This is a genomic window from Phenylobacterium sp. (assembly GCF_036495085.1).
Lineage (GTDB): Bacteria > Pseudomonadota > Alphaproteobacteria > Caulobacterales > Caulobacteraceae > Phenylobacterium.
This window is the reverse complement of the sequence record NZ_DASXNL010000171.1, coordinates 64,180-89,126: the sequence shown is the minus strand read 5'-3', so window position 1 is coordinate 89,126 and position 24,947 is coordinate 64,180. Positions and strand designations below refer to the sequence as shown.

Genomic DNA, 24,947 nt, shown 5'->3' with positions numbered 1-24,947 from the left:
CCAGCACCACCGCCTTGGCGTCGGCCAGCCGGTAGAGCTCGTGGGCCTCCATGTCGGCGTCCACCAGCATGAAGTTGTCGACCCGCCGCGGCGCCTCGGCCACGCTCGCCGTCGCACTGGCCCCTTGCGCAAGCGCGTTGGGCGAAACCCCGTTGCTGGAGCAGCCGGCCACGGCCGCCGTGCTGGCCAGGAGCGCCAAGACGCCGAGTTTCGCACGCATCATCGGATAACTCCCCAAACCCTGAATCACGGCGCAGTCCTTACACCGTATATTCGACCGACCACGTTACACCAACATTGCGTCGCATGCATGCAAGGCGGCCCTTGTCCCTTGGTCGCCCCCGGATCCGGGTTTGGAGGCGCCGGGATTCACGAACTGCGGAACAGCCCGGGACGCCGGTGGGTTCTCACGGGACTTCAAGGAGTCCCCGCATGTTCATTCTCCCAAAGCTCCCCTACGCCTACGCCGCCCTGGAGCCGACGCTGTCGGCCGAGACGCTGCACACCCACCACGACAAGCATCACAGGGCCTACGTGGAGAAAACCAACGAACTCGCACGGCAGGCCGGCCTGGATGGCCGCACGCTTGAGGAGGTCGTCCGGGAAGCGCACAGCAAGGGTGCGGCCAAGCTGTTCCACAACGCCGCTCAGGCCTGGAACCACGCTTTTTTCTGGCCGTGCATGACGCCCCGAGGCGCGGGGCGTCGGCCTGCGCCGCCCTCTGCCGCATTGAAGGCCGCCATCGAACGCTCGTTTGGCGGATTGAGCGCGCTCAATGACGCCTTCGTGACGGAGGGCGCCGAGCACTTCGGCTCGGGCTGGGTCTGGCTGGTCACGGGTTCGCAGGGGCTGAGCGTCATCTCAACCCACGACGCGGACAGCACCCTCATTCGCGACGGCCTGTTCCCACTGCTGGTCTGCGACCTCTGGGAACACGCTTACTACCTGGACTACAAAAACGATCGGAAGACATTCCTGGAACGTTGGCTCGACGAGGCTGTCGACTGGGATTTCGCCGATCGTCAGCTCGCCGCCTCGAACGGTCACGGCGATGGCTTCCGCTATCCGGACTCTGCCGCCAACGAAGACGCCGGCGCGCGCAAGGGCGCCCGCCGCCTCGGCGACCAACCGCCGCCGGCCTGATGACGGGGCCGACTTTTCAGCCTGCGTAACGTGACGCGTCTGGCCGGCTTTCGCTGTTGCTGGCCCCGGTTGTCGGACCGGGGCCAAGCACCTCGCATAAGGCGCTCACACGTCTAAGTGTTGCGTTCGACCCAAGGTCGTAATCTGAATGACCCCTCCGGGGCCTCCGGGCGGCAAGGGCATGGGGGTTTCGCCCGATGCGCTCGCAGTTTGATTGAGGTTATGGCTAGGGGTCCGATCATCCGGGCTGGGGAGTCGTGAATGCTGCGCATCCTGATTGCGGATGACCATGAAATCGTTAGGAAAGGCGTACGGGATGTGATCGAGGCGCACCCGGGCTGGGAGGTCGTTGGAGAGGCCGGCGACGGGCAGCAAGCGCTTGAGATCGCGCTTCGCGAGAAGCCGGACGTCGCGGTGCTGGATCTCTCGCTTCCGTTGCTCAACGGCGTAGCCCTGACGCGGCGACTGAGGCAGGACAGCCCGAAGACGAGCGTATTGCTGTTCACGATGCACGACGACGACGAGACGGTCAGCGGCGCCCTGGCCGCAGGCGCCCGCGGTTATGTGCTGAAGACCGACAGCGAGCGCCACCTCGAAGCGGCGATCTCCGCGCTGGGCGCCAACCGGCCGTATTTTTCGTCCGTGGTTTCCGAATTGCTCCTCGACGCGGCCATGAACGAGCGCAAGCGGTGGCGGTTGGAAAGCTTCACCACTCGAGAGCTGGAGGTCGCCCAGCTGATCGCCGAAGGCAACTCCAACAAGCAGATCGCGCGCCTCCTCGGGATAAGCATCAAGACCGTGGAGAGCCATCGCTCGGCAGCCATGCGCAAGGCGGGCGCGAGAACGGCCGCGGAATTCGTGCGCTTCGCCATCAAGCACAATTTGATCCAGCCTTAGAAGCGGCCATCGGGGGTCGGCGGACCCCAGAGGCCGGCCGGAAAAAAATTGCAGCGGCACTAGGGCTTCGAGCCCCCAGCGCTTGGGGATTTCCCGGATTGGTCACAGCTCCGCGCTGAGGGAGCCTGAAGGCACGTTCCGGAGCGTGCAGGTGCCTCAATCCGCCTTCGCAGGGTCGGTCGATCAAGTCCGCAAAACGGCGGCCGAAGTCTTCGTGGCCGGATTTCCCATGGTGCTCACCGACGCGGTGCGCCAACTGCATCCCCTCGGGTTGAACCGCATCCTGCACTTGCCGGCCAACCCGGCCGACGTCGCTCCTGGCCTCGCCGACGAAGACGTCTTCACCGCCGGGACGACAGCCTGGATCGACCTTTCCACGGGCCCTGTCGTTCTCCAGTTGCCTGACATGCAGGGTCGCTATTTCAACCTCGCCCTCATCGACACCGCCGGCGCCACCATAGCCGGTTTTGGACCCCGAACCGGTCATGCCGGCGGTGGCGACATCGCCTTGGCAGGTCCCTCCTGGCAGGGCGAAGTCCCCGGAAATCTCGAAGTGGTCAGGGCGCCGAGCGAGCAGGTCTGGGCGATCACTCGCATCAGCGCCAGTTCGGGCGCCGACCGAAAGACCGCTGAACTCCTGGCGGAACGGCAGTCGGTTGCGCGGCTGGAAGGCGGACGCGCAGGCCCCCACGGTCCGATGCTGCGCCTCGACCCGCCGACCTCGACCTGCATCCAAGGGGTGGCGGACCTGGAGCCGGACGCCTTCCTGCACAGGTTCAACCTGCTGATCGACCGCGCTCCCGGCCGGGTCCGCGACGCGATCCAATCGGTAAACGCCTCGGTGTCGGAGTTGCTGGGCCTCTTCAACGAGCGGGCGAGTTCGCCAGTCCACGTGCGCGACGCCGTCCGCAAGGGCTTTACCGACGCTTTCAAATCAATCCGAGACGCCGCGCAGCTGGACCCGGCCGAAGGCTCCTGGCGGGCGCGGTGCGGCGCTGAGCCGTCCTGGCTGGGACCGCTGATGCGTGCGGCGCGGGCTTATCGGTGCCTCGGCGCTCCCCTCCCCGCCGATATTCACACCCTGGTCTGTCAGGTGGATGAATCTGCGCGGCCGCTGCACGGCTCGGAACGCTACCGCATCCATTTCGCACCTGAGGCCGCACCGCCCGTGGAAGCCTTCTGGTCGCTGACCACGACACCACGGCCGGTCGGCCAGCAACGAAGCAACCTCGGCGACCGCCAGGAACTCGCCTTCAACCGCGACGGATCCCTGGACCTACTGATCCAGAGCACGCCGCCTGCCGAGGCCTGGCGGCCCAACTGGCTTCCAACGCCAGCCGCCGGCTTTGTCCTCAGCATCCACCTGCACTGGCCAAAGCCGACCGCACTGGGCGGACCCTGGCGGATGCCGCCCGTCGAGCGCCTCGGATCCGGTTTCGCGCGGCGCACTTCCGCATCGGACAGTGAGCGGAACGACCCGCCCGAGGAGCCGTCTCCGGACGACGAGTTGCGGCCCGTCTCCCTTCACTCCACAGGAGCACCTCCGCCATGACCTCGCCTCTCCTGGCGCTCTGCGCCGCTTTGGCCCTTGGAATGGCCGTTCCAGCCGCCTCGGCCCCGGCCGCTCCGGCGCACAAGCCACCTGCGGCCGCCGGCGGCATGGTCCGCGACGTCAGCCCGGAATCCGCACAAGCCTTGAAGCGCATGAGCGCCTACCTTGCGGCCCTTGGTCCGTTCCAGGTCACGTCCAACGCCAACCTCGATCTCGTGCTGGACGACGGCGAGAAGATCCAGACGGGCGGCGTGACCACCTACAAGGTCAAAGGTCCCGATGCGTTCGTGATCAGCACCGCCTGGGACCGCCAGTCCCGGGACTTCATCTATGATGGCAAGCACCTCACGGTGTACGCCCCGAAGCTCGGCTTCTACGCCACCGCGGCCGCCCCCCCGACCATCCGCCAGACCCTCCAGGCGGTCGACGAACGCTTCGGCATCCAACTTCCCCTCGCCGACCTCTTCCGCTGGGCTGAGCCGGGCGGGGAGCAACTTAATAAGTTGACCTCGGGTTTCCTGGTCGGCCAAGCCACCGTCGACGGTGTGGAGACCGACCAGTACGCATTCCGCCAGGAAAGCGCCGACTGGCAAATCTGGATTCAGCGGGGCGATCAGCCACTGCCGCGCAAGGTGGTCATCGTCGACCGGAAAGATCCTGCTCATCCGCAGTTCGTCGCCACGCTGGATTGGGACCTCCACCCGACGTTCACCGCTGACACCTTCGCTTTCAAGCCGCCAGCCGACGCGCATGCGATCAGGCTGGCGGGACAATGAGGAGTCTTCCGATGCGTCACAGCTCCATGGCCAAGGCGGCTATCGGTGGCGTTCTTTTGCTCGCCGCTATGGCGACGGCGGCCGACGCCGCCCGCGGCGGCGGCGGTGCGCGCGGCGGGGGCGGCGGCGCACGTGGCGGGGGCGGCGGCTACAGCGGTGGCGGTGCGCGTGGCGGGGGCGGGGGCGGTGGCGGTGCGCGCGGCGGGGGCGGCGCCTACGGCGGTGGCGCAGGCGGGGCCGGAGGCCACAACGTACGCGCTTCAGCGCCCACCAACGTCCAGGGCGGCGCCCGGGGCGGCGTCAACAACGGCAACCGCACCAACGTCAACGGCGGTAACCGCACGAACGTCAATGGCGGAAACCGCACCAACATCCAAAACACCAACGTCAACATCAACGCCAACGGCGGCTACGGCTACGGCAACAACAATTGGAACGATCACTACCACCCCATCGCGGCAGGCGTCGCCATCGGGGCGACCGCGGCCGTCACCTCGGCGGTCGTCGGCTCGATGATGTATTCCCTGCCGCCGAGTTGCAGCCCTTACCCCTACGCCAGCATGACCTATTACAGCTGCGGTGGGGTCTACTACGAGCCGCGCTATCAGGGGTCGGACGTGACCTATGTCGTGGTAGATCGTCCGGGTTGACCCCGGATTCAACCTGATTTTCGCGGGGCTTAAGGCGTGTTCAGATGTCCTCGGTCCGCTGAACTTCCCCCCATGACGCCGGACCCCCGCAAGCTCCTCTCCGGGGAGCCCACGGATCGGCCCCGCACGTACGCGTGCGGGGCCTTTGCGTTTCCGTTCTGACTTTTGGATGCCTATGGGGCCGCCGCTGGCCCCGAACCTAGGGAGATACCTGATCCCCGCTGGGCCGTTGGGATGCTGTGTTAGGCCCGTGCTCCGAGTTCTGGAGTTGCCCGGGCGATTGGACGGGGCCGAGCGACCTCCGAATCCAGAGGACAGAGGCAACTCTAGATTTTTCGGTGGGTTATGGTCCTTAAATTCCCAACCGCACGCGCCTCATACTGGTGGGAACTCGAGGCCCACCAAATGAGTGGGAGGCAGTCGATGTCTCAGACCGAGAGCGACCCGACGGTCATCCAGCTGATCAAGAGCGACCCGAATGTCGAGCTCTCCGCGAACCGGACAAGCCTTTCCTTCGAGCGCACCCGCATGAGCGCCGACCGGACCTTGATGTCCATCGTGCGCACGTCACTGTCGCTGATCACCTTCGGGTTCACGATCTACCAGACCTTCAACCAGCTCGCGATGAAGGGCCTGCTTCCCGACGCGCACCGCACGGCCCGCAGCCTGGGGATCTCGCTCCTGGTGTTGGGCATCGTTCTGCTGATCATGGGCATCCTCGGCCACCTGCGTTTCGGGCGTGAACTGACGATGCGCCGGGAGCGCCTGTATTCCGCCCACCTGCTTCACCGCGCCATCCAGTACCGCGCGACCCCTACGTTCGTGGTCGCCAGCGTCCTGCTGTTCATTGGCGTGGCCGCGCTGGCCTCGATCGCCTGGCGCATATTCGGCTAGCGCCATGGGAGACGTTGTCGCCTTCCCCACAGACGCCGCAACCGCTCATCGCGCCGGGATGATCTGGCTCGAGGGCGACATCTTCCGTATGGGGTCGGATCGCCACTATCCTGAAGAAGCCCCCGTGCGGTCCGCAAAGGTCGGTGGCTTCTGGATCGACGCCAAGCCGGTGAGCAACCGCGACTTTGCCCGCTTTGTCGACGAGACGGGGTGGACGACGGTGGCCGAGCTGCCGCCGGATCCGGATATGTATCCAGGCGCCCGGCCAGAGACGCTGGTCCCCTCATCGCTGGTATTCACGCCCACCGCCGAAGCCGTGCCCCTGAGCGAGCCCCTGCGCTGGTGGCGCTACACGCCGGGCGCAGACTGGCGACACCCCACCGGGCCGGGGAGCCATCTGAGGAGCCTCATCGACCACCCGGTGGTGCATGTGGCCTGGGACGACGCGAGGGCCTACGCCGATTGGGCCGGCCTCGACCTGCCCACAGAGGCGGAATGGGAGTTCGCCGCACGCGGAGGTCTGGCCGAGGTCGAATACGCCTGGGGTGACACCTTCGAGCCGGGCGGAAAGGCTATGGCCAACACCTGGCGCGGACGCTTCCCGTTCGAGAACCTGAAGCCGAGTACTGAACGACGGACCTCCAAAATCGGGACCTATCCGCCGAACGCCTATGGCCTCTACGACATGATCGGAAACGTCTGGGAATGGACGAGTGACTGGTGGTCAGCTACGCCGGGTCAGGGAGCCGCAAGCCCTTGCTGTTCGGCGGGCGACCCGGCCGAAAGCCTGCGTGAAGCAAGCATCGACACTCGCCTGCCGGGCATACGGATCCCGCGGAAGGTGTTGAAGGGCGGCTCCCACCTCTGCTCCCCCTCGTATTGCCGGCGATACCGGCCCGCCGCGCGCCACGCACAGCCAGTCGACACATCGACCTCGCATGTGGGCTTCCGCTGCGTACGCCGTCAGCGGTGATCGGCCGCCGGCCAGGCTACCGGCTGGGCGCCGGTTCGGCCGCCGCGGCGATCTTCCTCGGCCTCCCTTAGGTCCTTCCCCAGGAAGAAATTGAGGACGGTGCGGATGGCCGCGATCGCCGCCAGCCGGCCGATATCCTGCCGCGTCGGCGCAATCGCCGTCCGCGCGATATCGGCGGCGAGCGCAAACTCGAGCGGGAGAAGGATCGATGCGGCGAACCGCAACCAGATTTCCTTCTTCAACATCTGGTCGGAATAGGCGCGCCAGCGCCACAGTGTCCGAAGCGCCGCCTCGCCCGCCCCGAGGCCGACAAAGACCACCGACAGCAATTCGCTTCGATCACAGGCGCCGATGAGGTGTGCTCTCAGGTCTCCACCCGATTCAGCAGAGGCGCGCGAGGGTCCACATATCGTCGGTTGTTGTGATCTCGCGCCGCTCCTTTGCCGTGCGGGTCACAAGGAGGTGGGAACATGCCCGCTATGGTCTCGCGCTTCGGTGTGCTCCTCCTTGCATTCACCGCCGGTGTCGCGCTGAGCGCTTGCGAGACGGCCGGCGGCAACGTCACGGTCCTGCAGTCCTCGAGCGTCGGCGTCAGCCCCGGGTCGACCTACGCCTGGGCCCCCATAAGCGAGCAGGCCCGCGCCGCCGCCGACCCGCGTGTCTCCAACGACATCATCCAAGAGCGCCTGCGCACTGCGGTCGATACGGCGCTGGCCGGACGGGGATTCCGCCGGGTCGATGATCCCACGCAAGCTCAGATCTTGGTGGCGTTCCACGTCGGCCTGCAGAACCGTACCGAGACACGGGTCAATACGTGGGGCGGCAGCAGCGGGGCTTGCGGCTTCCGCGGCTGCGTCGGTGGCTGGGGCTTCTATGGGCCGCCGCAGGTCGACGTGAGGAACATCAACTACACCCAGGGCACCCTGATCCTCGACCTGATGGACAGGACCTCCGGGAAGCTTGCCTGGCGCGCCACTTCCGACAAGCGCGTCGACAGCAGCGACGCCACCCAGGAAGGGCTGAACGCCATCCTGCTCGATATGACCAAGACCCTGCCCGGCGCCACGGCGGGCTAGCGACCAGGAGATAATCCATGAAAAGAACCCTCTTCGGCGCTATCGCCGCCGCCCTGCTGGTGACCTCCGCGGGCCCGACGCTTTCCGCGTCGCCACCCGCCACCTGGGACAACCTGAGCAGGGTCGACTCCAGAAACCTGCGGGCGGTTTACCTGCTGCCGGGCGAGAACTTCTGCGCCTACAAGAAGGTGAAGCTGGATGCGCCCCATGTCGCCTTCCAACAGAACTGGATGCGCGACTTCAACCGATCAACGGTGGGCCTGAGTTCGCGGATCACCCAGGCCGACGCAGACAGGGTAATGGAGGAAGCCCGGACAGGGTTCGCGGGGATCCTGGCCAGGGAATTCGCAGCTGCGGGCTTTCAGGTCGTAGACGCCCCCGGTCATGATGTCCTGCAGGTAAGCACCGCCATCATAAACCTCACCGTCTCGGCCCCCGATCGCATGACAGCCGGGCGGTCGCGCAGCTACGCGCGGGAAGCCGGTTCCGCGACCCTCGTCGTGGAAGCGCGGGATTCGATGACCGATGCGATCCTCGGGCGCGCAGTGGATAGCCGTCTCGCCGGCGACACCGCCTCAGCGTTGCGCAACCGCGTAACCAACCGGGCGGATTTTTCCAGGCTCTTCACAACTTGGGCGAGGGCTGCGGCCAATGGGCTGAATGAGCTCAGGGCCAGGGCCGGCGGCCCTTGTGGGGCGCAGCAGACCGCCGCCAAGGAGTGACGCGCTCTCAGGCCTCTAGGGCGCCGGGGCGACGGCCTGGACCAGGAGGCCTTTTCCCCGGGAGCCCAGGGTCAGGGAGCCGCCAAGTTGCGTCATGCGCGCCTGCATGCCCGAAATGCCTACCCCCGGCGTAACCGGGGCGCCGGGTGAAGTATTGAGGCCCATGCCGTCGTCCTCAATCTCGAGGATCGCTGAGCCGTTCTTGTAACTCAGCCGCACCTTCGCCGACTGGGCGCCGGCGTGGTTGTAGACGTTCATCAGGGCTTCCTGGGCCACGCGAAACAGCGCCAGCTCCGTGGCTGACGAAAGGTTGCGGGGCTGGCCGCCGGCGACGACCGAGATCTGCAATCCAGTACGCCCGCCGAACCCTGCGGCGAACTCCTTCAGCGTCTTGTGCAGTCCGCCGACTTCGAGCCACGGCGGATGCAGGAAAAAGGAGAGGTTGCGGATTTCCTTCTGGGCCTCGGCGATCGACCTGCGGGCTTCATCGAGCAACGCCATGACATCCGGAGCGGCTTCGACCCGCCGCTCCACCGCACCGAGGTTCAAGCGGGCGGCGACGAGGAGCTGGGAGGTTGCGTCGTGCAATTCACGGCCGATGCGGCGGCGTTCGTTCTGCTCGGCGTTACTGAGGGCCTGGCTCGCCTCTGCCAGAGCCGCAGCATGCTCGCGCTCGGCGGTGACGTCGCTGGCGACGCCAATCACCCTTTGGACGCCCCCTTGCTGATCGCGGGTGAATACCCGGGTCCGGAGATTCAACCAAAGCCAGCGGCCGTCGGCCCGGCGAAGTCGGAAGGTGTCGCCCGAGACCGCAGCATCGGCCGCCACGGACTGGGCGGCGCCGAACGCCTTGAACCTTTCGACATCGTCCGGATGCACCAGGCTCAAAATGTATTTCGATTCAACGACCCCGCACCGGGGCAGGGCCAAAAGGCGGGTCAACGGATGTGGGCCGTAGCGCAGCAGGCCCGCGCCGAGATCCCGAATGAAAACCAGACCGCGACTGAGAGGGCCTATTTCGGCCAGCACTCCCTCCTCGTTGAGGTCAGCAAGCGCCGGCGGCTTGAGTTCCGTAGCGCCGAGAAGCGCAAGCTGGGCTCCCTCCAGTGCGATTGGCGTGACCTGCACTTCGATGCGGATGATCTCGCCCGTCGGGGCGTCGGCGATCCGCAGATGGATCGGCAGTCCTTCGGAAAAGCAGCGTTCGACGGCCTCTGTCAGTTGATGGCTCGCCGCGCCCCGGAACACCTTGTCGATGCAAAGCCCCTCGGCGCCTCTAGGAGGCAGGCCGAATGCGTGGTCGAAGGCGGCGTTCGAGCGGACGACCTGCGGCGCGGGCCGGCCAGGCGCGACAAGAGCCAACGGACATGGCGTCCCTTCAAAGATCGATTGGTACGCACCCGCTATGGGCGCGAAGCTGCGAACCTCGCGCGCTAGAGACATGCCCCGTCCTCCCGTCGCCCGGGGACGCGAACTCGACCTCGACACAAGGCCGTCAACCGCACGCCTCGGGTAAGTAACCCAGAAACGCTACACCCTCAGGTGTACTCGTGTCTCGGGTGAAATATGGATGTCGCCACAAGGTGAACGGCAAGATGCAAGAATCTTCTAGGGATTTCACCCGATCTCGTTGCTCGCTCCGGTTGTTGCCGTGAGGTTGCCCGGCCTGGGTGAGCCCTCCGGCCACGGGCGGGCCACAACCCACGGACGCCGCCGCTAAAGCCTCAAGCACCCGACGAATCGATATCCGGGTTCGAACGGATGTCTGGCTGTCTGCCGCGGCGCCAGAGTGCCATGTCGTCCGTCGCAAGCTGATCCCCCTTGGCGCAGCGGACGAGAGAGAGCCTGGACTCCAGGCTGGCCCTGCGCCGCACGGCGCAGGGCCGCTTTTTTGAACGTCATCTGGGGCGCCGACCTAGGTCGGGCTCGGGCCGCAACCGGATCGCGCCGGAGCCGTGGAAATGATCTGATCGAAACCGATCTCGATGCTGCGTCGGCGCTGGAGCCTGCAGAACATCGTTCCAAAAAAAGCGCCAAAGCGATGCCGCGGTGTTGATCCGCACCCCGGGCCCCTCCTCCCAACAGGCCCGAAGCGCGCCGCGGCGAGGGGCCGGCGATAGCCGCCGCCGGCCCCTCAGTTTTTTGGGCGATGCCCTCCCCGGTCTCCGTGACGTCTGCCTAGTCCCCGGGATCGGTGGCCAAGTATGGACAACTCCGCGCCACGAGTGGCCATTGTAGTCAGCTCCAGAACTCGCCCTGCCTCCGCGCGGCGTTCGTGGTTCCACCGCTCACCAACGGGCAAAATCGACCCCGAAGCCTAAGACCGCGTTCGACGACCCTTCGGGTTCATCGGCACGACGAGCGGGCGCTCGCCATGTCGGTTCGGGGCGGCGAGCGGACCTACCGGGATAGGCCGCATCTCTCTATCCCGCAGGAGAAGGCGCGTCAGGTGATTACATCATCCCGCAGGAGAAGGCGCGTCAGGTGATGGACATCGCCAAAGGGCCCGTTCTGCGGATCTGATCGTAACCGCCTGACCCATCGCTGTCCTCCTGTTAGCAGGAGTTATGCGGATCACCTCGGCCAGCAGGCGAGGATCCGATGGGCACTTGCCGCGCCAAATCCGCAGGCCGTCACGCCGCACAGAAATCGCCCCTCTTTCAACGAAACGTCGAGACCAATATACTCGCCCATGGTTGTTCTCCGTTCGATGCTTGGGCCCGGCTTCCAGTCGTGAGCCCGTACTTCCATCCTATCGGGGAACAACCACCGCCTCTCATTGTGAACCGGAAGAGTGGGCCTATCGCTCCCGATTACCCATGTGGACGCGTTCGGTGGACGCGTTCGGTCCGCAGCGCGCCCGGAGCGGAACTTGGATCCGACGCGGAACAGGACATCTGGCGACGTACCGGCATGCGGTGGATATGCTCAGCTGACCATTGCGAAAGGTCGGAGCGTGAGCAGTTCTACGGCAGCGGATAACGTCCGCTCGGTCCTCATCGTCGGTGCGTCCCGCGGCCTGGGTCATGCGATGGCGGCCGAGTTCGCCGCGCGGGGCTGGGGCGTCCTTGGCACTGTTCGAGCTGTCCGAACGCCACTTCACGAATTGGCGGCCGAACACCCCGACAACGTCGAGATCGAGACGCTCGACATGACCGATCACGACCAGATCTTGGCCCTGCGCGACCGCCTCTGCGCCCGGCAGTTTGATGTGGTCTTCATCAACGCAGGGATCGTCAATCGACGGCCAGCAGATACGATGGCGGACGTTTCCACGGACGAATTCGCGCAAGTGATGATCACAAACGTCTTGGGCGTCATGCGCGCGGTGGAAGCATTTGGCGTCCTTGCCCGACCCGACGGCGTGATCGGTGTGATGTCTTCCGGGCAAGGCAGTATCGCCAACAACGCCAACGGCGTGAACGACGTCTACCGCGCCAGCAAGGCTGCGCTGAACCAGGCTATGGCCAGCTACGCCGGGCGCCACGCTGGCGAGGGGCCGGCCATGGTCCTGATGGCGCCAGGCTGGATCCGCACCGAACTCGGCGGTCCTGACGCGCCGGTGGGCGTCGAAGAGGCCATGCCGCAGATCGTCAACGTGCTCATCGAGCAGCGAGGAGCGCCGGGCCTGCGGTTCCTCGACCGCCAGGCCCGGACGGCGCCCTGGTGACGCCCAGCGCCCTTGTTGAATGGTGACGTCCAAGGCCCGCTCAGCGCCGATGTGTTGAATAACCCCATTTTCGTTCCGCCCCCTCGGAATTCAGGGTCATGGACGGGCTGATCAAAAAAGGCCGCGGGGGACCTCACGCGATCAAGGTGATGGCCTGGGTGAACCCGCTAGCGTCTGCGCTGTGGCATCGCACTCACATCTTCGCCGACATCGGCGTTTCGGGGTATTTTTCGGGTGCCCCGATTTCGACCTTTTTCAACACAATCCGCCACAAGAAGACATTGGGTTCAGTCCAAGGACCAGACCTTCGAGCGCCCCGCGCTACAGAGATCGGATTCAACCCGTCTCGCCCCTAGGAGAGTCTGCCGCAGGACTATTTCCTGAGGTGGCTTTCGAACCAAGCAACCATCTCGTTCATGGCGTCGATGGCATAGGCGTCGGTCTTGGCCGGGTCGCCCCTGACGTAGAAATCGTGGTCGGCGCCTGCGAACAATTTCAGCCTGTTTTCGACCCCAACCCTGTCGAGGGCTACATGCATGGATTCGGCCTGCGCAGGCGGCACGCCTCTGTCGGCGTCGCCCTGTAGGATCAGCGTCGGCGGATCGCGTGCATCGACGCTGAGGATGGGCGAGACCGAGGCAAGGAGCTTGTCGTCGAAAGCGATGGCGCCGACCTTGGGGCGGCCCTGGAGGAGCGCGGCCAGGTCGGTGGGCGGGAAGTAGGCGACGACGGCCGCAATGCGATTGCCTGAATGCTCCAGGGGGTTCGCGGCTGCCGGGTTTCCGTCATCGGCCATCATGCCGGCGACGAGGGCCAGATGGCCTCCGGCGCTCGCGCCCCACACGCCGATCCGCGCGGGGTCGGCGCCATAGTCGGCGGCGTGCAGCTTGATGTGGCGCATCCCGAGCCGGACGTCCGCAACCGCGTCAGGAACTTGAAAGCGCGGCGCCGACGCGTGGTAAAGCGCGACCACGGTAAAGCCCTTGTCGATCAGCGCCTGATAGCGGGCCTGGCGTTCTTCCGGCGGGGCCCATGACGAATTCCAACCGGCGGACACCATATTGACCACGAGCGCGCCGTTGGCGTTCTTCACCGGCTTGAAGACGTCGTAGGTGAGCGCCATGCCGTCGCGGTGGCCGTAGATGACATCGCGGACATAGGTGGCTGTCTTCAGTTCTGCGGGCGTAGGCGCTCGAAGGGCGCTACGAGGATAGCCGCTGAGCGGCGGGCCGGGGTCGCCGGCCGGCCGCGTCGGAGCCTGCGCCACGGCGGGGCCGGCGCCGACAGCCAATAGGAAGGCGAGCGCCGCACTCCAGAGCCTCTTCACCAAAGGTTCCCCTGTTGTTTTTCTTTGGAGCCTAGCCGCACGGAAGGCAGGACGCCAACACCGTCACGCGCATCATCTGCCGATTTCAGGATGGAGTAACTTCGTTGGTTGGTACGGGCGGCCGGGGTCGAACCGGCACGAGCCTCACGGCCCTACGGATTTTCGTACCACTTCGGCTTTCGCCGCCGCCCGAGAGCGTTCGTGGTCTGGACTATCCCTTCGCCATAGCCCGAAGGCCGTAGGCGCCGCCCGTCTAGTCTCTACACCTTCCCCGGAAGATCCCTTCCGGAGCTTGGCTCGGGATTCCCACTGACAGGGTTCCCCGAATTTGAGCGGTTCTACGTCCGAGGTTTCCCCCGGCGCACTCGAAGCCGAAGCCCAAGTCCGTTGCGTCTACCAATTCCGCCACGCCCGCGTGACGGCTCTGGCTTGCCACAGCCGGGCGAGCCGCGTCCACAGAGATTGGCGCATTCGCGCAGAGCGCGCCTTAGGCGTTCGCCAGCGTACTCCTGAAGCCGGCGCTCTTTCTTCGGGTTTTTCGCCCGTTCGCAGGTGGCCTGAAGAGCGTCCAATACTCCCCGGGCGAGAACCAACCGCGATGGCCACCTTGCCTGAAGCGATAGGCGGGCTTCGGCGCGCCGGAACTGCCGAAAGGCCGTGGAATCGGTTGTGGCCAGTCGCCGCCGTTACTGGTGGATCTGGGCGCGCTCGAGCGCCTGGCGGTCCTCGAACCTTTGCATATCGATATCGGCCTTCGTCCGGCAGCGCTTGACCCCCAGGCGCGAGCCCACCACCACCTCGGTCTTGCAGATCAGGGTCGTCGAGTCATCTGTCTTGGGCTTGGCCGCCGCGGCCGCCGGCGCCGGCTTGGCCGGTTGGGGCGCGTCGGTGGCCGGCTGCAAGGCAGCGGTGGTGTCGGCCAGAAGGACTGCCGCCGCAAGGATTACGCCAATCATCTTACATCACGCTCCGGAAGAATCTGTGAGAGGACGCATAGCGGATCGCTATGGCCGTTCCAATTCGTGCATTTTCGAATGTCGATCCGGGAACAACCGGATGAACGACGATCCGCCGCCCGATCATGCCGCCTCGACCTCACGCACGTTGTCGATGCCGGCGCCGCGCAGCGCCTCCATCAGCTCGCCCACGGTGGCGGTGAGCTCGTCGGGATCGCGCCCGCGCAGGACCAGGTTCGAGCCGTAGCCGTCGGCGCCGAAGAACGGATAACTGCCTAGCGACATGCTCGGGTGCGCCTTGGCCACCGCTTCCAGGGGCGCCGCGATGGCGCCCTCGCCTGAGCCTTCGACGCGCACGGTGCGCGAGACCGTCACGGCCCCGCCCCTGAGTCTGGGCCCCACGTCTTCCAGCATGCCACGCATAATCTGCGGCACGCCGGCGAGCACAAAGACATTGCCGATGGTGAAGCCGGGTGGCCCCTGCACGGGGTTCTTCACCAGTTCGCCGCCCACCGGCACCCGGGCCATTCGGCGCCTGGCGGCGTTCAACTCCCCGCCCCAGCGCGCCCTCATCATACCGATGATCTCGGGGTGTTCGTGGAGTTCCACTCCGAACGCGGCGGCCACTGCATCGGCGGTGATGTCGTCGTGCGTCGGTCCGATGCCGCCGGTTGTGACCACATAGTCGTAGCGTTTGCGCAGCGCATCCAGCGCCGCCACGATCTCCTCGTGGAGGTCCGGCACCGTCCTGGCCTCGGCGAGGTCGACGCCGTGTACGCCCAAATAGCGGGCGATGTCGCGCAGGTTGGTGTCCTGTGTGCGTCCCGACAAGATCTCATCACCGATGATCAGCACCGCTGCGGTGACCCGCCCTTCGTCGCCACTCGCCATCCGCCGATCCCTCGCCTACATCCGATGCTTCCGAACTCCGGACTAAAGCCATACATGGACTTCCCGCAACCGCTCACGCGCGGCGTACTTGTGCAGCGCTACAAGCGCTTCTTCGCCGACGTGGCGCTCGACGACGGGACTGAGGTCACCGCGCACTGCCCAAATCCCGGGGCAATGCTTGGTCTCAACACCCCGGGCCTGCGGGCCTGGATCTCCTACTCCGACAACCCCAAACGCAAGCTCGCCCACACCCTCGAACTGGTTGAAGCCGACGGCGGCTTGGTGGGGATCAACACCATGCACCCCAACCGCCTGGTCGCCGAGGCCCTGACGGCCGACGCCATTCCAGAGCTCACCGGCTACGCCACCCACCGCCGCGAGGTACGCTATGGCGAGAACTCCCGCGTCGACTTCCTGCTGGAGGCCCCTGAGCGGGCGCCCTGCTGGCTGGAAGTGAAGAACTGCCACCTGCGCCGCGCAGGCACACTTGCCGAGTTCCCGGATTGTGTCGCCGCCCGTTCGCTCAAGCACCTGAAGGAACTCACCGCCATGGTCGATGCCGGCCAGCGCGCGGTCATGCTGTTCGTCGTCCAGCGCTCCGACTGCGACGCGTTTGCGGCCTGCCACGACCTGGACCCCGCCTACGCCAGGGGCCTGACGCAGGCCGCCGCGCGTGGCGTTGAGGTGCTGGTCCGAACCTGTGCGATCAGCCTGACTGGCGTTCGCATCGCCCAAGCCATCCCCTGGCGCGGCAACGGAAATGGGTAGACCTTCGCCGCGGTCGGACCCCGGAGAAGCCTATGCGCAATACCTTCAACATCGTCATGCGGATCGTCTCTACCCTTGTCGGCCTCTTGATGGTCGCCATGGGCTGCGTCTGGATGCTGCAGGGTCTGAACATCGCCTTCCGCGTCGGCTTCATGGTCGGCGACCCGCACTGGGTGGTCTACGGCGCGATCCTTGCCACCGTCGGCATCGCCCAGGTGGTGTGGAGCAATACCCGCCAGATCAGGGGCTGACCCGCCAGGGCGAAACGGCGTCAGCCGTGCGGTCTTCCCCCCGCGGCCACCAGGAGCGACGCGGCGAACGCAAGCCCGGCGTCATGATCAACCGCTACTGGCCCGAAGAAGGCGCCGGTCAGCATTTCCACCGGGGGCCGCCGGGCGAGCTGCTGGGCGGCATGAGTCGCCCGTTGAACTTCCGTGCTATCGTTGCGACATAAGACGGCCCCTTCCGGGGCTAACCGATTTTTGAATGAGCGCGGCCCGTGCCGCGGGACTGACGCCATGGCTGACCTCGACACCTCCCCGCTTGACTGGGCCGACGCCGATCACCGGACCGGGCAGATCAAGATCCACGGCCCCGCGGATTTCGACGGCATGCGCGCCGCCGGCAAGCTTGCCGCCGAATGCCTCGACATGCTGACCCCGCATGTGGTCCCGGGCGTAATCACCGACCATCTCGACACGCTCGCCCGCGAGTTCATTCTCGACCATGGGGCGCTCCCCGCCTGCCTGGGCTATCGTGGCTACACCAAGACAGTCTGCATCAGCGCCAATCACGTCGTCTGCCACGGCATCCCGGGCGAGCGGCCGTTGCGCGAGGGCGACATCGCCAATATCGACGTCACGGTCATTGTCGACGGCTGGCACGGCGACACGTCGCGCATGTACGGCGTGGGCCCCGTTGCTCACCGCGCCAAGCGACTGATCGACGTCACCTACGAGGCCATTGAGCGGGGCTTGGCCGTCGTGAAGCCCGGCGCGCGGACCGGCGACATCGGCCACGCCATACAGTCTTACGTCGAGAGCATGCGCTGCTCGGTTGTCCGCGACTTCTGCGGCCACGGCGTGGGCAAGGTGTTCCACGACGCGCCCAACATTCTGCATTTCGGCCAACCGGGCACCGGCGAGCTGCTGCGGCCTGGGATGTTCTTCACCATCGAGCCGATGGTGAACCTGGGCAAATTCCAGGTGAAGCTGCTGTCCGACGGCTGGACGGCGGTCACCCGCGACAAGTCGCTATCGGCACAGTGCGAGCATTCCATCGGCGTCACCGAGACCGGTTGCGAGGTGTTCACAGTCTCGCCCACAGGCCTCTTCAAGCCACCGGTGATCAGCGCCTGATATTGCGGAGACGGGCACAACTCGTTTAGCTCGGCTGCATGAGCCTCGACATCGAACCGCCCCACCACCCGCGCGGCGGCGCCCTTCCGCGGTGGCTGGAATGGGTCACAGCGATTTCGGCGCTGGTGGTGTCGGTCTGTTCGATCTTCATCGCGCTGCGAAACGGCGAGATCGAGAACAGGATGGTGAAGGCCAACTCCTTCCCCTACCTGATCGGCGTCAGCAGCGACGCAACGCCGGACGGAGCCGAACGCATATCGGTCGACTTCCTGAACAACGGTATCGGGCCCGCAGACGAGCAGAGCCTGAGGATTCGCGTCGGGGGCCGATACGTCACCTCGGTCCCGGATCTGATCGCCACGGCTATCGGCCCCCAGGACGCCGGGCCCGCGACGGCGTCGCTGCATTGGCTCCGCAACTCGGTGCCGAGTCGCTTCATCGCGGCCAAGGACAATCAATTCGTCTTCCGGATCAGCAAGACGCCCACAAATTCCGCCTATTGGGACAGGCTCGACCAGACGATCCCAACATGGCACATCGAGTACTGCTACTGCTCGGTCTTCGAGGAGTGCTGGGCGGTGACCAACTTCCGCCACACGCCGGTGAAGGCTTGTCGCCGAGACGAGGCGCATGAGTTCAATCCCTGAGCGCCGCGACCACCCTTGCCGAACCGGTAAAAACGCCCGAACCTCCGCCGCCGTCGCCCGGTGAAGGGATCGCCCCGGTGAAGGGATCGCAATGAAAGTCGCAGCCGCAGCGCTCGCCGCCGTCACATTGGCTGTGCCCACAGCCATACGCGCTGACGCAACCGCACTCGGCATCGGCTACATCTGCGGCGCTGAGCATCCCGGGCCGCTGGGCGGCAACACAAAGGCGGTGATGCTCAGCGGCGTCGGTAACGGCGCCTCACCGGCCGACACCGCCAATTCCCAGGCGCAGGCCTGGTACGACGAAGGCCTCAATCTCTACCACGCCTTCAACCACAACGAAGCCATCGCCGCCTTTGCCAAGGCGGCCGAGCTCGATCCGAATTGCGCGCTTTGCGAATGGGGCGTGGCGTTGTCACTGGGCCCGACGCTGAACTACGGCGTGACACCGGCGCAGACGGCGCTCGCGCTCTCCCACGTCGAGGCCGCACACAGGCTGGTCAAACCGGGCGACAACCGCACCGCAGCGCTTATCGAGGCGCTGCAGCTTCGCTACGGCAAGGAGACGCCCGACGCCAAACGCACCGCGGCCTACAGCAAGGCGATGGACGACCTCGTTCGGCGCTTCCCGTCCGACGACCAGATCGCCGAGCTGGCGGTCCATGCTTTGCTGATCCCCGCGCGTCAGGACGACTATTCCGGAGTTCCGCGCTCCCTTGAGATCCTGAAGACGGTGCTTGCCCGCCGTCCTGACGACACCGCCGCGATCCACTACTACATCCACGCCACCGAGTTTGCGGGCCACCCGGCGGACGCGCTTCCCTACGCCGACAAGCTCGCCGGTCTGGCTCCGGGCGCGAGCCATCTGGTGCACATGGCCGCCCACACGCTGATGCACGTGGGGCAGTACGAACGTGTCGCCATCGTCGACGCCGAGGCCCTCAAGGTCGACGCCGATGTCCATGCGAGACTGGCCTACCCCGGCCCGCTCAGCGCCCAGATGTACTACCTGCACAACTTCACCTTCGGCCTCGCCGGGGCCCTGATGGCGGGTGACGGCAAGCTCGCGGTGAAGTACGCCGACCATGCGGACATCGCCTTCCCGGCTGACGACCGGAGCCCGCTCGTCGTGCCGCCCGGAATCGCCCGGGTCGAAACGCCAGGCAATCGTCGCGCCACAGCCGACGCCAAGAGCATGGTCGCCTATGGCCGGTTTGCCCCGGCCAGAGCGCTGGCGCTCGCCGAGCAGCCCGGCGAGCTTCGCGTGGTCAGGATCTACCGCCACTATGCCCGCGGCGAGGCCTTCGCGGCGCGAGGCGAGGCGGACGCGGTACGTGCCGAGGCCGAGGCCATCGAGCATCTCAGCTCCGAGGCCGCCAAGGCCAACGAGACCAGCAACGTCAGTCTCGCGATGATAGCCTCGGGGGTCCTTTCGGGCCGCGCCGCGCTCCTTGACAATCAGCCCGCCAAGGCGGCCGAGCACTTCGCCGAAGCTGCCGCCCGCCAGGAAAAAGCCTTCCCGATCGCAGACAATTTCGACCCGCCGCCCTGGTGGTATCCCGTCCGCCGTAGCGTGGCCGCCGCAGACCTCAAGGCCGGGAGAAACGCCGACGCGGCCAAGGAGGCCAGGGCCAGCCTTGCAGGCTGGCCAGACGATGCGCTGGCGCTGCGCATCCTCAGCCTCGCAGAGGGCCGGATGGGCAAGGACAAGGCTGCCCGCGCCGATCTCGAAAAGGCACGCCAGATCTGGCGCGGCGACCTCGCCAAGGTTCCGCTCGACCTGACCTAGCTAGGGGGCCGCGCGTACGGAACTTGCCGGCTCGTCGCTGATGATCGCCGTCCCCTTGCCGACCGGGAGCAGATGGTCGAAACCACCGAAATACTCGTCGAGGATGATCGGGTCGTCGAAGTAGTTTGCCACTTCACACTCGAAGTCGAAGTTGTTCTTCAGTTCGACAACGCCCGTGAAAATGGCGTTAACCTCTTGCGGAACGTGGCGGCGGTAGTCTGACCTGACCGGCGGGAACACAACTGTGACCTTGTGTCCGAGCGTGCGGGCCAGACCCAGTATCTTGATCAGGTAGATGTCCGCGCCCCGCGCGCACATTGTGCTTCATGTGCTCCTGCGCGCGCTTCTCCGCGCCATAGGCGGGCGGAAAAAAGCGGCGAGCGTTCGATGCCGCAAAGCCACGATCGCCCTTGATGCTGACGCTGCATCGCCAGGCCGACCACCTGGTGGCCGCGACCTAGTTCAACCTCAAGGCTCTGGCATCGGCGTCGTCCAGCCAGGGGGGCCTTCGCGCCGACGAGGCTCACGGCTAGGTTGGCGGCATGTTCGAGGGCTGGGATAGCTTCTACCTGATGATCGGCGGCGCGGCCGGCGCGCTGATCGGGCTTCTCTTCATCGTCGTCACCCTGATCCGCGGTGGCGATGCGGCGACGAAGCTGCGCACCACAGGGGTCTACATGACCCCAACGGTCGCTCACCTGGCGATGGTGTTGGTGCTGAGCGCAGTGGCCACTGCGCCCAGCTTGTCCTTAACAATCGACGGCGTGATCTTCGGCGCCTGCGCGCTCGCCTGCCTGGGGTTTGCCGCACGCGCGCTGTTGATGTTCGGGATCAGGTCCGTCCAGGCGACGCACTGGTCCGACATCCTGGCCTATGGCATCGCGCCCCTGGCTCTCTGTAGTGCGCTGGCGATTTCCGCCGCCGCGGTCTGGCTTTCGCCGGCCTGGGCCGCCAGGGGGATCGCGGCCAGCCTGCTGGCGCTGCTGCTGCTCGCTATCCGCAACGCCTGGGACCTTGTGACCTGGATCACCGCGAAGGCCGATGAGTTAGATAAGAGCTGACCCGATCGGCTTAGCCAACCTTGCGTTCGGCAATCGCCCTGCGCCTCGCCGGTCCCGTCCCTAGCGCCTAGGTCCGCCCACCTCTCAGTTCAGGGTCTTCCATGATCGATCGCCGTAGCCTTCTTGTCACCGCCGCAGCGGCCGGCCTTGTCGCCGCCAAGTCGCCGGGCGAGGGCGCTACGGGCGCGGGATCCAAAGTCACGGCTCCGCCGGGTGATGCGGCTATCAACCGCTACTTTGACAGCGTCGCTGAGCACGTCCTGCAGACCGCGCCCGAACAGGCGACGTCCCTTGGCCTCGATAAGGGCGCACGCGTCGCCCTGAAGTCGCAACTGGGCGACGCCTCCATGGCCCGGGTCTCCGCGGATCGCGCCTGGTGCGATGCAGGTCTCGCCAAACTGGAGACGTTCCCCGACGCCGGTCTCTCGGCCGCCGCCCGGCTCAACAAGGCCGTGGTGACGTATGCTTTCGAACTCGGCCGCGACGCCGCGCCGTTCGACTATGGCGACAACACACTGGGCTCGGCCATGAGCGAAAGCGCCACGCCCTATGTCGTGAGCCAGCAGGGCGGCGCCTATTCGCAGGGGCCGGAGTTCCTCGACAGTCAGCATAAGATAGACACGAAGGCCGACGCCGAGGCCTATCTGGCGCGCGTCCGCGAGCTGGCCCGCGTACTGACCCAGGAGACCCAGCGCATCCGCAAGGACGAAGGACTTGGTGTCGTCCCGCCGGATTTCATCCTTGCTAACGCGATCGGCCAGCAGGAAGGCCTGCTTGCCATCCCCCCCGCCAGCGCGCGCCTGGTGACCGCGCTCGCGCGCAAGGTGCGGGAGGCAGGTCTCTCGGGCGACTACCAGGCGCGCTGCAAGGCGCTCGTCGAAAAAGAGGTCTATCCGGCGCTCAACGCCCAGCTCGCCGTTCTAAAGGGTCTGCAGGACAAGGCCACTCACGACGCCGGCGTGTGTCGCCTGCCCGACGGTGAGGCCTACTATCGCTGGCTGTTGCGCGAGGGCACCACCACCAGCCTCTCGCCCGACGAGGTCCACAATATGGGCCTCGAGCAGGACCGGGCGATCGAGGCGCGGATGGACAGGCTCTTGAGGGCGCAGGGACTGACCCAAGGCTCGGTCGGCGCGCGCATGACGGCGCTCGGCAAGGACCCGAAATATCTCTTCCCCAATACGGACGCCGGCCGCGAACAGCTGATCGCCTATCTGAACGGCCTGATCGCCGGCGTGCGCCCCAAGCTTTCCAAGGCCTTCGACCTGCAACTGAAGGCGCCCGTCATCGTAAAGCGCGTGCCTGTCGACATCCAGGACGGCGCCGGCCAGGGTTACATGAACACCGGCTCGATCGACGGCTCCCGCCCATCGACCTACTACATCAACCTGAAATCGACGGAGAACTGGCCGAAGTTCTCGCTCCCGAGCCTCACATATCATGAGACCATTCCCGGCCACGCCTGGCAGGGCGCCTATCTGACCGAGACGGGCAAATTGCCGCTGGTCCGTATCCTGCTCTCCGGCTTCAACGCCTATGTCGAAGGCTATGCCCTCTACGCTGAGCAACTCGGCGACGAGATCGGCATGTACGACGGGGACTGGGCGGGACGCCTCGGCTATCTGCAGGCCCAGAAGTTCCGCGCTGTGCGCCTGGTGGTCGACACCGGCCTGCACGCCAAGCGTTGGAGCCGCGAGCAAGCGGTGCAGTGGGCCATGGACAACTCCGGGCGCACTCAAGAGGCCATGACCAGCGAGATCGACCGCTACTGCGCCACCCCCGGCCAGGCCTGCGGCTACAAGGTCGGCCACACCGAGATCAATCGCCTTCGTGACCGGGCTAAGGCAGGGCTCGGCGACAGGTACGACCTGCGCACGTTCGACGACCTCCTGGTAAAGGTCGGCGCTGTGCCGATGACCGTCCTGGGCGATGTCGTCGACGGCTACATCAAGGACGGTGGCGTCGTGAACCTCTAGGTATTGGGCGTCTGATCGAGCGCGGTGCGGCTAAGCCAGGTCCGGCATGGCGGTGCGAGGAATGATCGCCCCCGGGTGTTGCACCACCGCCGAAGCAAGACGCCGCCCGGCGCTCACCGCCTCGCCCGGCGCTCGCCCCTTCAGGCGCCTGGCCAGATAGCCGGCGTTGAAGGCGTCGCCGGCTCCCGTCGTGTCGAGGACAGGGATCGGCGGCTCCGCCGGGAAGGCTTCGACCCGATCGCCGCTCATCACCTCGATACGCCGGTCGTCGTAACGCAGAACGACCTCGACCCCACGCGCCGCCCAACCGCGAGCCAGGGCCGCAGGGTCGCCCCAAGCGGCGACGTCGGCCGAACTGACCGAAAGGTAGCGACTGGTCTCGATCACCGCCCCGATCGCCGCGGCGGCCAGTTCGGGCTCCGGCCACAGGCGCGGGCGGTAGTTGGTGTCAAAGGCCACGGCCACGCCGCCCCTCGCGGCCTCGCGCAACAAGGGGATCAGCACCGCCCGGCCCTGGTCACCGAGCACCGCCAGGCTGATCGCTGAGAGGTAGACCAGGTCTGCCGCCATCAGCGCCGCTGCGAGCTTGGTCACGTCCACCAGTCCGAGATAGTCCCGCGCGGGCGCTTCGCCCCGCCAATAGTAGAAGCTTCGCTCGCCGGCGGCGTCGCGCTGGATTGCGTAGAGACCCGGCACGCGCCCCTTGGCCTCGACGACCAGATCGGCCGCCATCCCCTCCTCGGCCATCTTCGCAAGGATTCCCCGGGTGAACGGATCGCCGCCGCCAAGGGCGGTGGCGTAGGCGGTGGGGGCGCCCAGTCTCTGTAGATAGACTGCGGTATTGAAGGTGTCGCCGGCATAGCCGACCAGCGCCGTCCCCTCCCCCGCCAGGCTCAGCTCCACCATGCACTCGCCCAGCGCGATCACCCCTGCCATCATGCCCCCTTGGTTCAAGCGCCGCGAGTTTGCCGACGTGGCGCACGCGGCGCAACGCAACGGTTGCGCGGAAGGACCTGACCGCAATGGGCCCTCAGGCTAAAATGCTCCGGCCGCGGATGATTCCAGCCCCATTGTCCTGGCGGCAGCGGACGCGCAACCGGCCTCGCGGTTGCGCACGCCCCCACGGCGGTCGATAAGCGCCCCCCCTGCGCAGCCCGCATGAAAGGTCGATATGCTGAACTGGTTCCAGGCGCTCCTTCCGAAGGAGGGCAAGTTCTTCGACCTCTTCGAGGCCCATTCGCGCACGCTATGCGCCGGGGCCCGCTCGCTCCGTCTCGTCCTCGATGGCGGCGACGAGGTTCCCGCCCACAGCGCCGACGTGGCCAGATTTGAGAACGACGCGGACCTCGTCACCCGCGATGTGCTGCTGGCGATCCGGCGGACCTTCATCACGCCCTTCGACCGCAGCGACATCCGAGACCTCATCACCTCGATGGATGACGCCATCGACCAGATGCACAAGACCTCGAAGGCGATCATGCTGTTCGAGCAGCGCAACTTCCAGCCCGACATGATCCGGCTGGGCGATGTGATCGTGACCACCGCCGACCTCATAGCAGAGGCTATGCCGCAGCTCCGCTCGCTTCGCGCCAACGCAGCGCGGCTCAACGTCATCACCGAGGAGGTGACGCGGCTCGAGGACCAGTCCGACGCCCTCTACGACGCCGGCATCTCGGCGCTCTTCCGAGGTCCTGCACGCTCCGACCCGATGGCCTACATCGTCGGCGCCGAAATCTACGATCACCTGGAGAAGGTCGTCGACCGCTTTGAGGACGTGGCCAACCAGATCAGCAGCGTGCTGATCGAGCATCTCTGAGGCGG

General features: G+C 66.2%; 25 protein-coding genes and 2 pseudogenes. 18 read left to right on the top strand and 9 right to left on the bottom strand.

Going from position 1 to position 24,947, the window contains the following annotated elements; all coding sequences use genetic code 11:
* A pseudogene (locus VGI62_RS19020) lies at positions 1–223 on the bottom strand (hypothetical protein); the annotation flags it as partial.
* 209 nt (positions 224–432) lie between these two features.
* On the opposite strand from VGI62_RS19020, the gene VGI62_RS19015 reads away from it, so the two are divergent.
* The 7 genes from VGI62_RS19015 (at position 433) to VGI62_RS18985 (ending at position 6,885) form a co-directional block, all read left to right on the top strand.
* Positions 433–1,143, top strand: a complete 711-nt coding sequence (locus VGI62_RS19015; protein ID WP_331506130.1) for a superoxide dismutase — start codon at positions 433–435, stop codon at positions 1,141–1,143.
* A 261-nt stretch (positions 1,144–1,404) separates the two neighbouring features.
* A complete protein-coding gene (locus tag VGI62_RS19010) occupies positions 1,405–2,040 on the top strand; it encodes a response regulator transcription factor (protein ID WP_331506129.1) in 636 nt (211 codons plus the stop codon).
* A 151-nt stretch (positions 2,041–2,191) separates the two neighbouring features.
* On the top strand, positions 2,192–3,592 hold the full coding sequence (locus VGI62_RS19005; RefSeq protein WP_331506128.1) for a DUF1254 domain-containing protein: 1,401 nt from the start codon (positions 2,192–2,194) through the stop codon (positions 3,590–3,592).
* Positions 3,589–4,368, top strand: a complete 780-nt coding sequence (locus VGI62_RS19000; RefSeq protein ID WP_331506127.1) for a DUF2092 domain-containing protein — start codon at positions 3,589–3,591, stop codon at positions 4,366–4,368. The genes VGI62_RS19005 and VGI62_RS19000 overlap by 4 nt, the downstream gene beginning before the upstream one ends.
* Before the next feature lie 11 nt (positions 4,369–4,379).
* On the top strand, positions 4,380–5,018 hold the full coding sequence (locus VGI62_RS18995; protein ID WP_331506126.1) for a hypothetical protein: 639 nt from the start codon (positions 4,380–4,382) through the stop codon (positions 5,016–5,018).
* Positions 5,019–5,441: 423 nt separating this feature from the next.
* Positions 5,442–5,912 carry a DUF202 domain-containing protein gene (locus VGI62_RS18990; protein WP_331506125.1) on the top strand — a complete coding sequence of 157 codons (471 nt, stop codon included), beginning with the start codon at positions 5,442–5,444 and terminating at the stop codon, positions 5,910–5,912.
* Positions 5,913–5,916: 4 nt separating this feature from the next.
* Positions 5,917–6,885 carry a formylglycine-generating enzyme family protein gene (locus tag VGI62_RS18985; RefSeq protein ID WP_331506124.1) on the top strand — a complete coding sequence of 323 codons (969 nt, stop codon included), beginning with the start codon at positions 5,917–5,919 and terminating at the stop codon, positions 6,883–6,885.
* On the opposite strand, the gene VGI62_RS18980 is transcribed toward VGI62_RS18985, so the two are convergent.
* Positions 6,876–7,205, bottom strand: coding sequence for a DUF1622 domain-containing protein (locus tag VGI62_RS18980; RefSeq protein WP_331506122.1), 330 nt, complete (start codon positions 7,203–7,205; stop codon positions 6,876–6,878). The two genes, VGI62_RS18985 and VGI62_RS18980, sit on opposite strands and share 10 nt — an antisense overlap.
* Before the next feature lie 150 nt (positions 7,206–7,355).
* On the opposite strand from VGI62_RS18980, the gene VGI62_RS18975 reads away from it, so the two are divergent.
* Together VGI62_RS18975 and VGI62_RS18970 are read left to right on the top strand one after the other, a co-directional pair.
* On the top strand, positions 7,356–7,961 hold the full coding sequence (locus tag VGI62_RS18975; RefSeq protein ID WP_331506121.1) for a DUF4136 domain-containing protein: 606 nt from the start codon (positions 7,356–7,358) through the stop codon (positions 7,959–7,961).
* 17 nt (positions 7,962–7,978) lie between these two features.
* Complete coding sequence (locus VGI62_RS18970) at positions 7,979–8,683, top strand: DUF3313 family protein (RefSeq protein ID WP_331506120.1); 705 nt, start codon at positions 7,979–7,981, stop codon at positions 8,681–8,683.
* Between the two features lie 15 nt (positions 8,684–8,698).
* Here VGI62_RS18970 and VGI62_RS18965 read toward each other — a convergent pair whose 3' ends face one another.
* Both VGI62_RS18965 and VGI62_RS18960 read right to left on the bottom strand, forming a co-directional pair.
* Entirely contained in the window at positions 8,699–10,045 is a 1,347-nt protein-coding gene (locus tag VGI62_RS18965) for a histidine kinase (RefSeq protein ID WP_331506119.1), read from the bottom strand.
* A 1,218-nt stretch (positions 10,046–11,263) separates the two neighbouring features.
* Positions 11,264–11,377 (bottom strand): annotated as a pseudogene (locus tag VGI62_RS18960) (IS110 family transposase); the annotation flags it as partial.
* Positions 11,378–11,639: 262 nt separating this feature from the next.
* On the opposite strand from VGI62_RS18960, the gene VGI62_RS18955 reads away from it, so the two are divergent.
* Entirely contained in the window at positions 11,640–12,353 is a 714-nt protein-coding gene (locus VGI62_RS18955; protein ID WP_331506118.1) for an SDR family NAD(P)-dependent oxidoreductase, read from the top strand.
* A gap of 373 nt (positions 12,354–12,726) precedes the next feature.
* Here the strand turns inward: VGI62_RS18955 and VGI62_RS18950 are convergent, their stop codons facing one another.
* The 3 genes from VGI62_RS18950 to VGI62_RS18940 all read right to left on the bottom strand — a co-directional run bounded on the left by VGI62_RS18950 (position 12,727) and on the right by VGI62_RS18940 (position 15,527).
* The gene (locus VGI62_RS18950) at positions 12,727–13,680 is read right to left on the bottom strand and encodes an alpha/beta hydrolase (RefSeq protein WP_331506117.1); all 954 of its coding nucleotides are present in this window, start codon (positions 13,678–13,680) and stop codon (positions 12,727–12,729) included.
* Between the two features lie 686 nt (positions 13,681–14,366).
* Positions 14,367–14,636: a hypothetical protein gene (locus VGI62_RS18945; RefSeq protein ID WP_331506116.1), complete on the bottom strand. Its 270-nt coding sequence runs from the start codon at positions 14,634–14,636 to the stop codon at positions 14,367–14,369.
* A gap of 123 nt (positions 14,637–14,759) precedes the next feature.
* Entirely contained in the window at positions 14,760–15,527 is a 768-nt protein-coding gene (locus VGI62_RS18940; RefSeq protein WP_331506115.1) for a competence/damage-inducible protein A, read from the bottom strand.
* A gap of 54 nt (positions 15,528–15,581) precedes the next feature.
* On the opposite strand from VGI62_RS18940, the gene sfsA reads away from it, so the two are divergent.
* From sfsA to VGI62_RS18915, 5 genes are all read left to right on the top strand, one after another.
* On the top strand, positions 15,582–16,295 hold the full coding sequence (gene sfsA, locus VGI62_RS18935; RefSeq protein WP_331506114.1) for a DNA/RNA nuclease SfsA: 714 nt from the start codon (positions 15,582–15,584) through the stop codon (positions 16,293–16,295).
* Between the two features lie 32 nt (positions 16,296–16,327).
* On the top strand, positions 16,328–16,546 hold the full coding sequence (locus tag VGI62_RS18930) for a hypothetical protein (RefSeq protein WP_331506113.1): 219 nt from the start codon (positions 16,328–16,330) through the stop codon (positions 16,544–16,546).
* A gap of 267 nt (positions 16,547–16,813) precedes the next feature.
* A complete protein-coding gene (gene map, locus VGI62_RS18925; protein WP_331506112.1) occupies positions 16,814–17,653 on the top strand; it encodes a type I methionyl aminopeptidase in 840 nt (279 codons plus the stop codon).
* 38 nt (positions 17,654–17,691) lie between these two features.
* On the top strand, positions 17,692–18,300 hold the full coding sequence (locus VGI62_RS18920) for a hypothetical protein (RefSeq protein ID WP_331506111.1): 609 nt from the start codon (positions 17,692–17,694) through the stop codon (positions 18,298–18,300).
* A 91-nt stretch (positions 18,301–18,391) separates the two neighbouring features.
* Positions 18,392–20,089 (top strand): hypothetical protein, encoded by a 1,698-nt coding sequence (locus VGI62_RS18915; RefSeq protein WP_331506110.1) that lies wholly within the window; start codon positions 18,392–18,394, stop codon positions 20,087–20,089.
* Here the strand turns inward: VGI62_RS18915 and VGI62_RS18910 are convergent, their stop codons facing one another.
* On the bottom strand, positions 20,090–20,407 hold the full coding sequence (locus VGI62_RS18910; RefSeq protein WP_331506109.1) for a hypothetical protein: 318 nt from the start codon (positions 20,405–20,407) through the stop codon (positions 20,090–20,092).
* Positions 20,408–20,631: 224 nt separating this feature from the next.
* Between VGI62_RS18910 and VGI62_RS18905 the strand changes: the two genes are divergently transcribed.
* Complete coding sequence (locus VGI62_RS18905; protein WP_331506108.1) at positions 20,632–21,150, top strand: hypothetical protein; 519 nt, start codon at positions 20,632–20,634, stop codon at positions 21,148–21,150.
* Positions 21,151–21,251: 101 nt separating this feature from the next.
* Entirely contained in the window at positions 21,252–23,126 is a 1,875-nt protein-coding gene (locus VGI62_RS18900) for a DUF885 domain-containing protein (RefSeq protein ID WP_331506107.1), read from the top strand.
* 30 nt (positions 23,127–23,156) lie between these two features.
* Here the strand turns inward: VGI62_RS18900 and VGI62_RS18895 are convergent, their stop codons facing one another.
* Positions 23,157–24,062 (bottom strand): sugar kinase, encoded by a 906-nt coding sequence (locus VGI62_RS18895; RefSeq protein ID WP_331506106.1) that lies wholly within the window; start codon positions 24,060–24,062, stop codon positions 23,157–23,159.
* A 235-nt stretch (positions 24,063–24,297) separates the two neighbouring features.
* Here VGI62_RS18895 and VGI62_RS18890 point away from each other — a divergent pair, with 235 nt between their 5' ends.
* Positions 24,298–24,942: a DUF47 domain-containing protein gene (locus VGI62_RS18890; protein WP_331506105.1), complete on the top strand. Its 645-nt coding sequence runs from the start codon at positions 24,298–24,300 to the stop codon at positions 24,940–24,942.
* Positions 24,943–24,947: the final 5 nt, after the last annotated feature.